Here is a 14,878-nt window from a genome sequence, read left to right on the forward strand (position 1 = left end):
CCGCGCAGATGATCGCGTGGATCGTGCCTGCCGCCATGATCTTCGTGCCGAGCATCGCCGGCGTCAGTCGCAATAATGACACTTGCTAGCGACCACGCGTGTGGGGCCAACATCTTGCTGGATGTCCTCCGCGTAATGGTCAGCAAGAGCAACTAATGGCTAGCTGTTGCCCGCTTGCCACCATGAACCGGACCGCGCCAGTCTATGCTGCCACCGCGCAGGAGTTCACATGTACGACGTATATCTGAACGGACGAAAGGACCTTCTCATCATTCCAACTGGAGCTCGTCTTCCCGTCGGCACATCGGGGAAATGGCGTCTTAAGAAGCGCGCGGTCCGTGCGGTCAGCGAAGTCATACGTGAAGATATTCGGCGATGCGGATATCATCGTCGGCGATTGGCAGGGACGCAATCAAAGATCGAACCTGCGAAGACCGGTCACAATCCGTTGCGTTCGAGCTGAAGGGGGAGCCATCGCGACGGGTCTTCCTCCGTCGCCCCGGGGTAAACCGCACGTCTTGGCGGTGCGTGGCGTCGACCTGATGAATATCCCCGCTCGCGCCGTTTCGGCGCTCGGCACCTGGTCGATTTGCGGTCCGGCGTGCCTAGAGGCCCGCCGACGGACGCCATTGTCCTCAACTGCACCGTGGTCTAAAGGAGGAATCTCAACCGGAGAGGCGACGTGAAATCCGCGCTATTTGTTCAGTCTTTGGAAAAGGCCTTCAAGGTTCTAGAGGCTTTCGGCAATGGCGATCAGTTTTTATCTTTAAGCGAAATCGCGGATCTGACGAGCCTCGACAAGGCTGCAGCGCAGCGTTGTGTTCACACTCTGGTTGAAACCGGATATCTGGAGAAGGAGCCGCGAACCGCTCGGCTCATGCTCGGCAAGAAGTGCCTGGATCTCACCTACAGTCTCTTGCGCACAAATCCCCTGGTGATAGCTGCAACGCCGATTTTGATGCAGCTGGGCAGAGACATCGGAGAGAGGGCCAACCTGAGCCTATTTGACGGCACCTCCTTGATCTATGCGGTGCGCACCCAGAGCGGCGATGACAGCTATTTTGTGTCCGCCCTGATCGGTCGACGCATCCCTGCCTTCTGCTCCGCCGGCGGGCGAGCCGCGCTGTCGCGGCTTTCCATCGAGGAGGCAAGCGACATTCTTGCGCGATCGAAGCTGGTCAAATGGACCCGTGATACGGTCATTGAGCCTGAGCAGATCCTGGCAAAGGTCGCAGAAGCGCGCGATCGTGGGTTTGGTTCTTCGGTGGGCGAGATGATGGTGGGCGAGGTATCGGTCGGCGGCGCGATTGTCGACTCAGCGGGGCGGCCGATCGCGGCCGTGCATATCGCCGGCAGCCTCCGGAAATGGCAGGCGGACAAGTTCGAGGAACGATTTGGGCCTGAAGCCGCAAGGGTCGCCCAATTGCTCAGTCAGCATCGCTCCTGAGCCTTCGGCGTTCATCGCGCGAACGTCTAACGTCGCCGACAGTTGTCCCCGTTGAAAGCGACTTTCGCAGCTCTTTGCCGCGCTCAAGAGTGACCCGGTATCGTCACATTGTAGAATGCATCCGGAATAGCCTTTGGATTGATCGACTGCTTTGACGAGAGCGTCCGGCTATGTTGCCGAGTTGCTCGCTCGGTTGAAGCCGCATCGAGTCCTTCGGCTATTCACGCACACAAGCGAAAACGAGCGGTAGGGGCGAGGCACGCGGACGTCCGGCCAAACCTGATGCTCCACTTTCTGGAACAGCGATACCCGTAATGAGTGCGCGGAAAAATCCTTTCTAGCTAAGGTTTCAGAAATAGTCCCCGCAACACAGACGTTGGTCGGACAGGCTCCGCGCCTTTGTCGGTATCAAGATACCTCCACGCCGAGAAAAACATCGAGCTGCCACCTTTCAGGCCAGCGATTGCACAAATTGTAATGCGATACGAAGTATCGAAGACTTGCCATGCGCTGGCCATATGCTAATAGCCGAAATCGAAAAATGAGTTTGGCGCGCACCATTTCGGTTCACGAGGTGTGCAGCTTGACTTGGCGAACAGTGAGGAACGATCCAGGATGTCAGTCGAGACATGTGAAACGTACGTAGCGAGTTGGCTCGATAAGAACGCGTCCGCGTTGACCGGACTGCTGGAGCGCCTGATCAACACCGACTCCTTTTCAACGGATAAAGCGGGCGTTGATGCTGCCGGCCGAGTCATCCAGGACTACCTGAAGGCCCACGGTGTGGGAGTCGCCGTCCATGCCAACGAGACCTACGGCGATGCCTTGATCGCGAAGGTCGGTACCGGCGAAAAACCGATCCTGCTCATGGGCCACCGCGATACCGTGTTTCCCAAAGGCGAGGCCCAACGCCGCAGTTTTAAGATTGCCGATGGCCGCGCTTATGGCCCGGGCGTCAACGATATGAAGGCCGGCGTTGCTATCAATGCCGTATTGCTCTCCGCCTTTCAAAGCTGTTTTGAAAACCCGCCGCCTCTGATGGGCTTGTTCACAGGCGACGAAGAACTTGCATCGCCGTTCTCTCGGCCACTTATCGAGTCGTTCGCGCGCGGTTCTAGTGCTGTCTTCAATTCCGAGCCCGCTCGAGTAAGCGGTAACGTCGTTATCGGTCGCAAGGGTGGTCGCTTCATGCTCGTTGAGGTGTTCGGAAAACCCGCGCATTCCGGCGTGAATTTCTTCGATGGCGTCTCGGCCGTGAACGAGCTGGCGGAAAAGATCTGCGCGTTCAAAGCGGTGACGAACGCCGATACGGGAACGACGCTCAATGTTGGCTTGGTGCGCGGCGGTCAGACGGTGAACACCGTTGCGCCTTATGCCGCTGCCGAGCTCGATCTGCGATTTGTCGATCCCGAAGCGAGCGCCGTAGCGATGCGCCAGATCGAAGACATCGTGGCACGTAATAGCCATCCCGCGCTAACATCCAAGCTGATCGTCAATGGGGAATTTCTGCCCTTAGTGACGACCCCTCAGACCCGCGCACTATTCGAAGTGTATCGCGAGGCGGCAGCGAGTCTCGGCGTCACACTCGATGGTGAATTCACCGGCAGCTGCGCGGACTCGGGGTTTGCGGGCGCCCAGGGCGTTCCGACGCTGTGCGGGACTGGCGCGGTTGGCGACAAGTCGCACACGCCGGACGAATATATTCTGATCGACACCCTCCTGGAGAGAGCGAAAGTTCTGTCGGTCGCCATCTGTAGAGTTTTTGCGCGCAACGGCGTTCAACTGCGCGCTGCCGAGCTCGCCTAATCAAAGCAAGGAGAAGAAACTATGCCGCGACACATTGCCTGCCTCACCTTTGATGCTGATGCGATGTCTGGCCTGATCTCACGTGGCCTCACGACCCCCACGCCGATCTCCAGAGGTGAGTTTAGCAAAGTGGCGGTACCACGCATCCTGAAGCTGCTGGCCAAGTACGACGTCAAAGCAACGTTCTTCATTCCAGGCGTGGTCATCGAAACCTACCCCGATCTTCCAAAAGCGATTCATGAAGCCGGTCACGAGATAGGAAACCACAGCTACACGCACGTGCCTCCTGCGGACCTGAGCGCGGAAAAAGAGGAGAACGATCTCCTTCGCGCCAGTGACATGATCGCAAAGATTACGGGCAAAAAGCCCGTCGGCTATCGGTCGCCCTCGTTCGATCTAAGTCCAGTCACCGCCGATCTGTTGATCAAGCACGGCTTCCTCTACGAGAGTAGCATGATGGGGCACGACCACAGCCCCTATCGAGTCCGTACAGGCGACAAGGTTCAACTCGAAGGACCGGTAATCTTTGGTCCGGAGTCGCGGCTCATCGAAATGCCGGTGAGCTGGAATTTGGACGATTTTCCTCATTTTGAGTTTCTGCGCACTAAGGCCCAGCTGATGCCCGGCCTGATGGCAGCAGACGGTGTTCTGCAAAACTGGGTCGATGATTTCAAGTACATGCACGACACGGAAGAATGGGGCGTTCTCACTTATACTTTCCATCCGTACGTCATCGGCCGCGGACATCGGATGATCTTCCTGGAAAAGCTGATCTGCGAGCTCAAGAAAATGAATGCTGTATTCCTCTCAATGGAAGAAGCAGCAAATGAGTTTCAACAAAGGCCTTCGTAGCAACAGCGTCGTTTGGCGCAGACTTTGCAAGTGTGAGGACGGCCGAAAATTCTGTGGGACCTTGAGGAGGGGTTGTAAATGAGTGAAGCCATACTGAGTTCCGGACAAACGATCTCGCGACCATCAACATCGAAAAGACGAGATGCCGTCCTGGCTGGCATCATTGGGACCGTCGTTGAATGGTATGACTACGCTGTTTATGGCTACCTAGCGACGATCCTAGCGAAGCAATTTTTTCCGTCCGAAAACGAAAACACCGCATTGCTGGCTGCGTTCGCAACTTTCGGTGTCGGATTTTTGGCCAGGCCACTAGGCGCAGCCAGCTTCGGCTGGATGGGCGACAAGTTCGGTCGCAGAGCAGCGTTAATTGCGACGCTATTCTTGATGGCGTTCTCGACCGTGGGTATAGGCCTGATCCCAACCGCGGCGACTATCGGTATCGCCGCGCCCATCCTGTTGGTGATCTGTCGGCTCGTTCAGGGCTTCTCCGCGGCGGGGGAGTGGGGCAGCGCAGCAGCTTTCATGGTTGAGTGGGCGCCGCCCAATCGGCGCGGCCTTTTTGGAGCGTTCCAACAATCATGTACTGGCGGCGGGCTGTTGCTCGGGTCGGGTGTGGCTGCGCTTGTTTCCACGATGTTGGCGCCCGAGCAGATGAACGATTGGGGATGGCGCATTCCCTTTATCTTGGGCGGCATTCTCCTTCCTGTAGGCATTTATACGCGTCGATACGTCGACGAAACTCCCGCCTTCCAGGAAGCTGAAAGCAAAGCGGAAACGACGACCGGGAAGCCATGGGGGGCTGCCCTGCAGGTTTTCGGTGTTGCGATCCACTGGGGCGTCGCGTTCTACGTCATGCTGGTTTACATGCCGACTTTCAGCCAGAAGTACCTGCATGTGCCACGAGACGTGTCACTCTGGTCAACGACGATCGCAATTGCAGTGATGGTTGTTGCAATTCCGCTGTTCGGACTACTGTCTGACCGGATCGGCCGAAAGCCGCTGTTGCTCGCATCAGCGATTGGATATCTTGTCCTTGGATACCCGCTGTTCCATCTCTTGTTGGCGAGTCCATCGGCGGGGTTGCTCATTGCTGCCCAAACAGCGTTCGCTCTCATGCTTGCCGCCTGCTCAGGCCCTGCACCGGCAACGATCTGTGAGCTATTCGCAACCAAGGGGCGTGCGACGTGGATGTCGACGGCTTACAGCGTTTGCGTCGCGATCTTCGGCGGATGCGCTCCCTTCATCGTAACTTGGTTGATTGATGTAACAGGTAAGCCAGCTGCGCCATCGTTCTACCTGGTAGCCTGCGCAGCAGTCTCTGCGCTTACCATATTCACCCTCAAGGAAACCGCACATAGCAAGCTAGCGTGATCCTTGGTTGGCGCCGTGCCGTGGCGGAGGGGCCGCTGCACGGCGCCTGACTGAGCCTTATGCGTTAAAATATCCAGGAGCGGGTTAGAAATGGACGAAACCAAGAGAGTGTTTCCATCGCCGTCAGACTGGGCGTTTGACGCGCTTGTCTCTACGGCTGCCGGTTTTCCGATTAGTGCGAATATACCGCGCACAAATGACACAAATGACTTGGTCGGATCCCAATTCGGACTGAACTACCGCGAAACGCAGAACATCTCTCCATTGAGCTTGAAGATTCGTCGCGTTCTTGCCCGGATAGGATTGATCGACGCTCCCTGAGAGCTGATGGGGCGAGGCGTTTCCGGCCCATTGCAACGAACGAGAAGCGGGGGGCGTTTTGCGAATCCGCCAGTATGCGGCTGATGAGCGCAGTGATTGAGAAGGCACGAGCGAAGCGTTCGCTCGCCAAAACTTCGAGGTAAAAAATGATCTTGGTAGTTACCGGAAGCAATCGTGGAATTGGTGCAGCCATTGCCTTAGCTGGTGCTCAGCAAGGCTATGCCGTAGCCGTCAACCATCTTGCTGCTGAAAAACAAGCGAAGGAAGTCGTTGATGCGATCGCCAGCAAAGGGGGGCGAGCGATTTCTGTTGAAGCTGATGTAACCCAGGAAAGTGAAGTCGAGCGCCTGTTCTCTGAAGTGGACCGCAAGCTAGGGCGGGTTACGGCACTCGTAAATAACGTCGGAAACGGAGCTGATCGGCAGGCGATCCTTGGTGTCACCTCATCAGATTTGACCCGAATATTCTCGGTGAACGTGTTCAGCACCATTCTCTGCACGAAGGCGGCCGTAAATCGGATGTCAAAGTCTGCGGGTGGTGCCGGCGGCTCGATCGTCAATATCTCATCGCTGGCCGCCGTGCGCCCGGACAATCCGGGCCTCAGCCTCTATGCTTCCACAAAAGGCGCTGTGGACAGCTTCACCCTCGCGGCCGCGCGGGACTTCGCTGATCTGGATGTACGAGTGAATGCGGTGCGCGCGGGCATTATCGACACGCCAAGTCATGATGTGACGGACAAAGTCATGAGCTCGAGAATTGAGCAGACCGTCCTTCTCAAACGTGCTGGTCGCTCCGAAGAGGTCGCAAACGCTGTCTTGTTTTTGCTGTCGCCCGCCGCGTCATACATTACGGGTACGACCCTTAATGTATCAGGCGGACGATAGCGGCGTAGTTCCAAGAGCGCGTAGCCACAGTCGCAACCGGGTTGTACCATGGTGCCGCGCACGGCGACGGGCTTGTCAGAGAGCGCTTTGACGGTGGGGGTCGGTCAGGGGCGTGACGGCATATCGCCGGCACGCTGCCGGTCGACGACAGGAGCAGGGTGTCCTCCATAGCAATCGGTCGGGTCTCGGTGTTACCCGGTAAGCGTTCATCGACGCTGAGAAAGCGGCGGAGTTCGCTTTATGAACTATTGCTTTTCAGTCTTGGATAGGGCGGAGGTCCAGCTCTCGGTTGAAGACGATGCGCGATCGTCGGAGATAGCGACGCTCAGTGCAGCGTCGCGAGCTGCTCGCACGTAGGTTTCCATCGCCTTCATCGCCTGCTTTGGCTTTCGCGCAACAATCGCGTTGAATATGTCGTCTAGTTCAACGCGGAAGGCCTCGATTCGGCCCTTTGCCTCAACCGCTGTCGCCCGCACGCTAGCAATCCGCGCATTCAAAAATCCAAGGGTGTCACGAATTGCTTCGTTATCAACCACCTCGCCCATATAGATGTTGAAATCCTGGATGAGCACCAAGACGCCAGCGCGATCGTGAGCGTGTATTGCTAAGCGAAGCTTCTCATAAATTTTGCGCAACTCTTCGATCTGAGCGTCTGTGGCCACTTTGGTAAAGCATTGAGCTACGTGGGCCTCTAACATCATTCGGATGTCATAGATGTCCGAGATCTGTTTGACGCTTAGGGCGGTAACGACCGGTCCTCTACGGGGCTCGACCGTAATCAGGCGCTCGGCCTCCAACTGACGAATTACCTCGCGGACGGATCCACGGCTTACGCCAAGTGCGATGCAAAGTTCACGTTCGATCAACCGTGTGCCGGGCTTGATTTCTCCTGAAATAATAGCGTTACGGAGTATCCGAACAGCACTGTCGCGTACGAGAACTGGCTGGACGGTCAAACTGAGAGCTTTCACGTAATTGTCCTCAGATTTACAGGCGCTTGGATCGCCACCCTAAGGATGGCCGGATGCTCTAGTTGCGAGGCTACGGCTACGAGGTCTACGGACCCGCCCCCTAGTTGGAAGCGGCGCGTGCCCGCCTAAGGATTGGTGAAATAGTTGCCGTGTTTGCCTCGAGATTGTTGCTGACTGGCTGTAACTGATTGGCGATGAATCGTCGCCGCTTTTTTAGCATTTCGTAATTGTCCTGGCTGAAGCGCCTCGGTGCATTCACCACAAACAACCACTTGTTGTCTCACCAAGCCCCTGCACGAGGCGGCTCAAATGCAACTCCTGCGCTTCTTGCGCTTCAGGCCGCCAAGCTGATTACAGATAACGAAGAACGTCGAAAGACATAGCACCTTGGCAGACTGTTTGACAATTATATCATCGGTTCGTCTACCAGACTAAGTAAAGCAAAATCAAATAGATAGTGGCGTTGGTTGGATCTTGTGCTTGCCGGGAACCAAAACGATCCTTGACGTGACGTGTCGGCTTGTTAGACAATCGGATAGTTAGACGGTCATCAAGGCCACTCTCCATGAGTCGAGATTTGTTATGGCGCCCACAATTCAGCTGAAAGTCATTCGTGTGTCGCAGCTAACGTCGGATGTGACGTCCTATCGACTCGAGCATCCAAGCGGCGAGCCGCTGCCATCGTTCGCGGCAGGTGCGCATATCGATGTCCATCTGCCGGATGGCATGGTCCGGCAATACTCGCTTTGCAATCGCCCGATCGACACGCAACACTATCTCATTGCAGTGAAACGGGAGCCCAACTCGCGAGGTGGCTCCAAGGCGATGCATGGAATGGTTGGCGAAGGCTCGTTGCTGACTGTCGGTATGCCGCGCAACAGTTTCCCGATTTCTAAAGAAGCGGATTTTCATTTGTTGTTGGCGGGAGGGATCGGCATTACCCCGCTGTTGGCCATGGCTCGCCATTTGCACCACGACAAGAAGCCGTTCCGGCTTGAGTATTTCTGTCGCGCGGCCGACAGCACTCCCTTTTATGAATTGATCGCGGAAGAATTAGGTTCGAATGCGCACTTCAACATCGGCCTCGAGCCAGGAGACGTCCGCAATCGCCTGGCCGATATCCTGCAGGATCGCCCCGACGCTGCCCATGCCTATGTTTGTGGTCCGTCTGCATTTATCGACATGGCTACTGAAGTCGCCTCGCGTAATTGGCCGGCGAGGAGCGTTCACCTAGAGCACTTTTCGCCGGTTGTGAACTTGACCACAGGCGAGAACCACGCATTCCGCCTCAAGCTCGCGCAGTCAAACCATCAGTTCGACGTTCCTGCCGATAAATCGATATTGGATGTACTCCGCGACAACAATATTCCTTGCGACTCGTCGTGCGGGGAGGGGACCTGCGGCTCCTGCATGGTCGCCGTTCTTGAAGGCGAAGTCGAACATCGCGACTCCTTTCTTTCGGCGGATGAAAAGAAACAAGGAGAGGTGATGATGATTTGCGTGTCACGGGCAAAGAACGAAGAACTGACGATCGACCTCTGACCGAGGATCGACCCGCTGTCTGGACTACTTCGTGAGATAGGAGCCAAAATCATGACGTCTGCGCCTGCAAAGCCCCCGGTTCTGAACCAAGATCCGTATTCAGAGAAAAACCTGCTGGATCCTTATCTTTGGCAGGAGGAAATGCGCGAGCTGGCGCCCGTCGTTCGTCTTGAGCAGTATGATGCCTACGCGATCGGTAGATACGCTGAGGTCAATGCAGTCCTGCGTGATCCAATTACGTACGACAACGCAGCGGGCATCGGCCTGGCAAACCTCAACAAGCCGGGATCCTGGGGACGTAAGCCCAGTGTCTTTAGCGAGAAGGTAGGTGAGGAGCATTCTCGGAACCGGGGTGTAATTACCCGCATCATGTCTCCCGTGGTTATCCGCAAGTGGAAGAGCGACTTTGAGCGACAGGCCGTTGAAGTAGTCGACGAGCTTGGCGATCAGCGAGAGATCGACGGAGTCAGGGATATCGCCGAGGCATTCATATTGAAAGCGCTTCCCGGCGCCGTGGGTCTCACGATTACGCGTGAGCAGATGAATATTTCTGCCGACCTTAACTTCAATCAGCTGGGCCCTAACAACGACCTGCTCGCGGCGGCCCTCAAGCGGGCCGAGCCGCACATGGAATGGTACAATAAACAGATGACGCGCGACGGCCTCGTGCCTGGAGGGGTAGGCGCGAAAATCTACGAAGCAGCAGACCAGGGGCTTATCCCGGAGGAGGTCGCTCCGGAAATGATACGCGCATTTCTTCGGGCCGGCATGGATTCGACTATCAGCAGTATTTCAGCGGCTCTCCGATATCTAGCGATGGATTCGAAACAATGGGATACGCTCCGAGAATCCCCAGAGAAGGCACGCAGCGCGTTTAACGAAGCGACTCGGCTAGAGTCTCCCGTATCGATATCGTACCGGACGACCACTTGCGATACGAGTTTGTCGGGTTATGCGATTCCGGCCGATAGCAAGGTGGCGGTTTGGTTTGGTTCAGCGAACCGCGATCCTCGGAAATGGGAAGATCCCGACAAGTTCGATCTCGAACGCAACACGATCGGTCACATGGGATTTGGCGACGGACCCCATGTGTGCATAGGTCAAAATATCGCCAGGATGGAAGGCGAGGTCATCCTGGCCACGCTGGCGAAACGATTTCGAAGGATCGAGCTTGACGGAGAGCCCCAATATAAATTGGTAAACGCATTTCACGGCCTCAAAAGCCTTCCTTTGAAGCTTTCGCCGGCTTAGCCTGCTCCAGGGCGGTTAGTCTGCCTTCGTCAGAGTCAAACAGGTCTGGCAATTGAAGCGTTGTACTCCTGAGGCGTTTCTAGCTATAAACGCCTCAGGACGAAATGCCGGCTAACGATACGACAGTGTCCGATAGGACCTGCGCGCCCGCAATCAGGTCCTGGGGGTCGACGTTTTCAGCCTCGTTATGGCTAATACCTTTTTCGCAGGGAATGAAGATCATTCCAGTTGGCATCTTGAAGGAAGCATAGCGCGAGTCGTGCGTTGCGCCTGATAGCATGCCCATGTGCGGTATGTTGCGCCGCACGGCGGCGGCCCTGATCTCCTCCGTGATCGATGTCGCGAACTGGACAGGATCCGATCGCAGGAGCAGCCGCGAGTTGACGTTGCACCGCTCGATGGTGCCGCTGGCGAATGCTCTAATCGTCTCACAGCAACGCAGCATGTACTCGACGTCGGGATGTCGCAGGTCAATCGTGAAGACCACGCGACCTGGAACGGTATTTGATGATCCAGGTGACACCTCAAAGCGCCCAACCGTGAAGCGCAGGACGTCGGCGGGGTCGTGCAGCTTCGAACGAAGGCGTTCCAGCAGGACCATCGCCGCCACGAAGGCGTCCTGTCGGTTGAGCGACGGCGTCGTCCCGGCGTGCGCCTCGAAACCGGTGATATCCACCTCGAGCGTACACATTCCTTGAATTGCATTGACGATGCCGATCTTCCGGCGTTCGGCCTCCAATATTGGCCCCTGCTCAATGTGAGCTTCCACAAAGGCTCGACCCGACGAGCCCAACGGTCGTCGGCCAAGCTCGGGAAAGATCGCCAAGTGATCTTCAAGCGCTTGTTGAACGCTCACGCCAGTAACATCTCTGACGTTGAGCGCGGCCTCGAGTGTCATGGCTCCCGCCGACACCGCCGATCCCATGGTCGCGGGCGCGAACCGCGATCCTTCCTCGTTCATCCAGACGACGAGTTCGACCGATCGCTCCGTCTCGATCCCGGCGTCATCAAGACTTTCGAGAACCTCGAGCCCAGCAAGTACGCCGAAGATGCCATCGTAGTTGCCGCCCGTCGGCTGCGTGTCGAGATGTGAGCCGGTCATGACCGGTGGCTGATCCGGTTGCTTACCCGCCCGCCTGATAAACAGATTTCCAATCGGATCGATTTCAGGTGCATAGCCTCTCGCAGAACACCACGACAGCAGCAATTGGCGTGCTTCTGCATCTTCGACAGAGAGGGCTTGCCGATTTACTCCGCCACGACCTGTGGCGCCCACAAAAGCCATGCTGCGATGGCGTTCAATGAGACGTCCGCCGTTGATGAGCGGGAGCACAGTTTGAGCTTTGAGCATATTGGCCCTCTTTTCAGCCATTCCGCACTAAACGTGGGGGGCTGCGGAACGGTTTCGATGTTCGCCTCAGGTCTGTGACGACAGGCATAGTCTTATAAGTCAAGTCACTTGACAAGAGGGGTGATGGGCGACCGCGATCGGGCTTCTTAGCGAGCCCAAATTGGATGCGCGGGGAAGTCCCCCGCGCATAAGTGAAGTGAACTATTCCGCGGCCTCAGCGTAGTCGGCGACCGGCGGGCAAGAGCATACGAGGTTCCGATCGCCGTAGACGTTGTCAACGCGACCCACGGGTGACCAGTATTTGTCGATGCGGGAGACGCCGGCGGGGAAGCATCCTTCAGCGCGACTATAGAGGCGTTTCCAGTCGTCTTCGGCAATATCATGCACAGTGTGCGGAGCATGGCGCAGCGGCGAAGCGTCGATGTCAAAACGACCGGATTCAACCTCGGCGATTTCTCTTCGGATCGCGATCATGGCTTCACAGAAACGATCGATCTCCGCCTTCGACTCCGACTCCGTCGGTTCGATCATGAGCGTACCCGGTACAGGAAAGCTCATCGTCGGCGCGTGGAAGCCATAATCTATCAGCCGCTTGGCAAGATCGTCGACCGTTACACCGCAAATTGCCTTCAGTGGCCTTGGGTCAATGATGCACTCGTGCGCGACGCGCCCCTTGGCATTTTTGTAGAGCACCGGAAAGTGCGGATCGAGCCGTGCTGCTATGTAGTTGGCATTTAGAATAGCGACCTCTGTCGCGCGCCTTAGCCCGTCGCCGCCCATCATCAGCATGTAGATGTACGAAATCGTCAGGATCGACGCCGATCCGAATGGCGCCGCCGAAACCGGGCCGACGGGTGCAGTTGCCCTCGTCACGGGGTGACCTGGAAGGAATGGCGCCAGGTGCGCCTTTACCCCGATGGGGCCCATGCCCGGCCCGCCGCCACCATGCGGGATACAGAAAGTCTTGTGCAGGTTCAGATGGCTGACATCGGCGCCGTAATCGCCGGGTCGAGATAGGCCGACCTGCGCGTTGAGATTGGCGCCGTCCAGGTAGACTTGGCCACCGTGACTGTGGACGATATCGCAGATCTCGCGGATATGCTCCTCAAAGACCCCGTGGGTCGAGGGGTACGTGATCATGACCGCTGCGAGCTCTTCAGAGTGCTTCTCGGCCTTTGCTCGAAGATCGTTGACGTCGACGTCGCCGTTTTTCTCGCATGCGACGACCACGACCTGCATGCCGACCATTGCGGCAGACGCGGGGTTGGTGCCATGCGCGGAGGAGGGGATGAGACAGACCTTGCGGTGCGCCGCGCCGCGCGATGCATGATAAGCACGGATCGCAAGCAAGCCGGCATATTCACCCTGGGCCCCTGAGTTCGGCTGCAGCGAGACCGCGTCATAGCCCGTGATGTCACACAACCATTTTTGCAGTCGTTCGAAAAGCCTGTGATAGCCCTTGGCCTGCGCGGAGGGAGCGAAAGGATGCAGTGTTGCGAATTCCGGCCAGGTCAAAGGCACCATCTCGGTCGTCGCATTCAGTTTCATTGTGCAAGATCCGAGAGGGATCATAGCGCGGTCGAGTGCGAGGTCGCGATCACTCAGTTTGCGCATATAGCGCAGCAGTTCGGTCTCGGAACGGTGAGTATGGAAGACCGGGTGGGTGAGATACGCTGACGTTCGCCTGAGGTCGGCCGGCAGCGCTTCGTGGGTGGTGGCGTCTACTTCGCCATAGGCGAGCTTCCCGCCGAAGGCGCGCCATAACGACTCGATCGTCGAGGCTGTCGTCGTTTCATCGAGTGCGATGCGCAGCGCGGCATCGACGAAGCCGAGGTTGATCCTCTCGGCCTGAGCCCGTTTGACGATGTCATCGCGCTGAGCGCCGACCTCGACGGTCACCGTGTCGAAGAAGCTATCCGACCGCAGAGTGAAGCCAAGCTTGCGTAGGCCAGCTGCAAGCACGGCGGTGCGGCGGTGCACCGAACGTGCGATCTCGGCCAATCCTTCGGGGCCGTGATAGACGGCGTACATCGAGGCAATGACGGCGAGAAGGACCTGAGCCGTGCAGATATTCGAAGCGGCCTTTTCGCGACGAATATGCTGCTCGCGGGTCTGCAGTGCCAAGCGATAAGCAGGCGCGCCGCGCGAGTCCACGCTCAGGCCCACAATCCGACCGGGGAGAGAACGCTTCAGTGCATCGCGCACGGCCATGTAAGCCGCGTGCGGACCGCCATAGCCCATTGGAACTCCGAGGCGTTGCGCCGAACCGATCGCAATGTCCGCTCCGAGATCACCCGGTGAGGCAATCAAAGTAAGCGCCAGCAGGTCAGCGGCGACGGCTGCGATCGCGCCCTTCGCATGTAGCAAGCCGATTGCGGGGCGCAGGTCGCGTACAATGCCGGAGCTGGCCGGATACTGCAGGATCCCGCCAAAGACGTCGGCGGCTTTGAGATCGTGTATCGGGTCGCCGACGATCAGCTTCCAGCCGAGCGGTTCGGCACGAGTGCGCAAGACCGCGAGCGTTTGAGGATGAACCTCGTGATCGACGAAGAAGGCCTTTGCCTTGACCTGTGAGCTGCGCTCCGCGAGTGCCATGGCTTCAGCCGCGGCTGTCGCCTCGTCAAGAAGCGACGCGTTGGCGACATCGAGGCCGGTCAAATCACAGATCATGGTCTGGAAATTGAACAACGCCTCCAGGCGACCTTGGGAGATCTCGGGCTGATAGGGGGTGTAGGCGGTGTACCAGGCTGGGTTCTCGAGGATGTTTCGCTGGATCACCGCCGGCAAAATGGTGCCGTAATAGCCTTGGCCGATTAGCGAAGTATAGGTCTCATTATGCGAGGCGAGCTCTCGCATGTGGGCAAGGGCCTCCGTCTCGTTCAGTGCAGGGCCGAGGTCGAGCGCGGCCTTCTGCCGGATCGAGGAGGGCAGCGTCTCGGCCATCAACGCAGACAGACTGTTTGCAGAGACCGTATTCAACATCGAAGCGATGTCGCTCTGGGAGGGGCCGATGTGGCGGCGAGTGAAATCAATGGCGATATCGCCGGTCGGTTTGAAGGGCGCGTTCATATTTGCCTCGCTA

10 protein-coding genes are annotated in these 14,878 nt (G+C 57.4%); 7 read left to right on the forward strand and 3 right to left on the reverse strand.

Annotated features, from left to right (window positions below):
- The first annotated feature begins 682 nt into the window (after window positions 1-682).
- From M2427_RS27955 to M2427_RS27975, 5 genes are all read left to right on the forward strand, one after another.
- Window positions 683-1,447 carry an IclR family transcriptional regulator gene (locus M2427_RS27955; protein ID WP_280710093.1) on the forward strand — a complete coding sequence of 255 codons (765 nt, stop codon included), beginning with the start codon at window positions 683-685 and terminating at the stop codon, window positions 1,445-1,447.
- 615 nt (window positions 1,448-2,062) lie between these two features.
- Complete coding sequence (locus M2427_RS27960; RefSeq protein WP_280710094.1) at window positions 2,063-3,253, forward strand: M20 family metallopeptidase; 1,191 nt, start codon at window positions 2,063-2,065, stop codon at window positions 3,251-3,253.
- A gap of 21 nt (window positions 3,254-3,274) precedes the next feature.
- A complete protein-coding gene (locus M2427_RS27965; protein WP_280710095.1) occupies window positions 3,275-4,105 on the forward strand; it encodes a polysaccharide deacetylase in 831 nt (276 codons plus the stop codon).
- Between the two features lie 78 nt (window positions 4,106-4,183).
- Window positions 4,184-5,476, forward strand: coding sequence for an MFS transporter (locus M2427_RS27970; protein ID WP_280710096.1), 1,293 nt, complete (start codon window positions 4,184-4,186; stop codon window positions 5,474-5,476).
- Window positions 5,477-5,943: 467 nt separating this feature from the next.
- The gene (locus tag M2427_RS27975; protein ID WP_280710097.1) at window positions 5,944-6,681 is read left to right on the forward strand and encodes an SDR family oxidoreductase; all 738 of its coding nucleotides are present in this window, start codon (window positions 5,944-5,946) and stop codon (window positions 6,679-6,681) included.
- A gap of 245 nt (window positions 6,682-6,926) precedes the next feature.
- On the opposite strand, the gene M2427_RS27980 is transcribed toward M2427_RS27975, so the two are convergent.
- The gene (locus M2427_RS27980) at window positions 6,927-7,652 is read right to left on the reverse strand and encodes a GntR family transcriptional regulator (RefSeq protein WP_280710098.1); all 726 of its coding nucleotides are present in this window, start codon (window positions 7,650-7,652) and stop codon (window positions 6,927-6,929) included.
- 582 nt (window positions 7,653-8,234) lie between these two features.
- Here M2427_RS27980 and M2427_RS27985 point away from each other — a divergent pair.
- Window positions 8,235-9,194: a PDR/VanB family oxidoreductase gene (locus tag M2427_RS27985; protein WP_280710099.1), complete on the forward strand. Its 960-nt coding sequence runs from the start codon at window positions 8,235-8,237 to the stop codon at window positions 9,192-9,194.
- 51 nt (window positions 9,195-9,245) lie between these two features.
- Window positions 9,246-10,445 carry a cytochrome P450 gene (locus M2427_RS27990; RefSeq protein ID WP_280710100.1) on the forward strand — a complete coding sequence of 400 codons (1,200 nt, stop codon included), beginning with the start codon at window positions 9,246-9,248 and terminating at the stop codon, window positions 10,443-10,445.
- Between the two features lie 94 nt (window positions 10,446-10,539).
- Here M2427_RS27990 and M2427_RS27995 read toward each other — a convergent pair whose 3' ends face one another.
- Together M2427_RS27995 and gcvP are read right to left on the reverse strand one after the other, a co-directional pair.
- Window positions 10,540-11,796: a Zn-dependent hydrolase gene (locus M2427_RS27995; RefSeq protein ID WP_280710101.1), complete on the reverse strand. Its 1,257-nt coding sequence runs from the start codon at window positions 11,794-11,796 to the stop codon at window positions 10,540-10,542.
- Window positions 11,797-11,997: 201 nt separating this feature from the next.
- Window positions 11,998-14,865: an aminomethyl-transferring glycine dehydrogenase gene (gene gcvP / locus M2427_RS28000; RefSeq protein ID WP_280710102.1), complete on the reverse strand. Its 2,868-nt coding sequence runs from the start codon at window positions 14,863-14,865 to the stop codon at window positions 11,998-12,000.
- Window positions 14,866-14,878 lie beyond the last annotated feature (13 nt).

This window comes from Bradyrhizobium sp. BR13661 (assembly GCF_029892425.1).
Lineage (GTDB): Bacteria > Pseudomonadota > Alphaproteobacteria > Rhizobiales > Xanthobacteraceae > Bradyrhizobium.

Coding starts and splice junctions, on each gene's coding strand:
- M2427_RS27960 (WP_280710094.1), top strand. CDS start 2,063: ATGTCAGTCGAGACATGTGAAACGTACGTAGCGAGTTGGCTCGATAAG.
- M2427_RS27965 (WP_280710095.1), top strand. CDS start 3,275: ATGCCGCGACACATTGCCTGCCTCACCTTTGATGCTGATGCGATGTCT.
- M2427_RS27970 (WP_280710096.1), top strand. CDS start 4,184: ATGAGTGAAGCCATACTGAGTTCCGGACAAACGATCTCGCGACCATCA.
- M2427_RS27975 (WP_280710097.1), top strand. CDS start 5,944: ATGATCTTGGTAGTTACCGGAAGCAATCGTGGAATTGGTGCAGCCATT.
- M2427_RS27985 (WP_280710099.1), top strand. CDS start 8,235: ATGGCGCCCACAATTCAGCTGAAAGTCATTCGTGTGTCGCAGCTAACG.
- M2427_RS27990 (WP_280710100.1), top strand. CDS start 9,246: ATGACGTCTGCGCCTGCAAAGCCCCCGGTTCTGAACCAAGATCCGTAT.
- M2427_RS27995 (WP_280710101.1), bottom strand. CDS start 11,796: ATGCTCAAAGCTCAAACTGTGCTCCCGCTCATCAACGGCGGACGTCTC.
- gcvP (WP_280710102.1), bottom strand. CDS start 14,865: ATGAACGCGCCCTTCAAACCGACCGGCGATATCGCCATTGATTTCACT.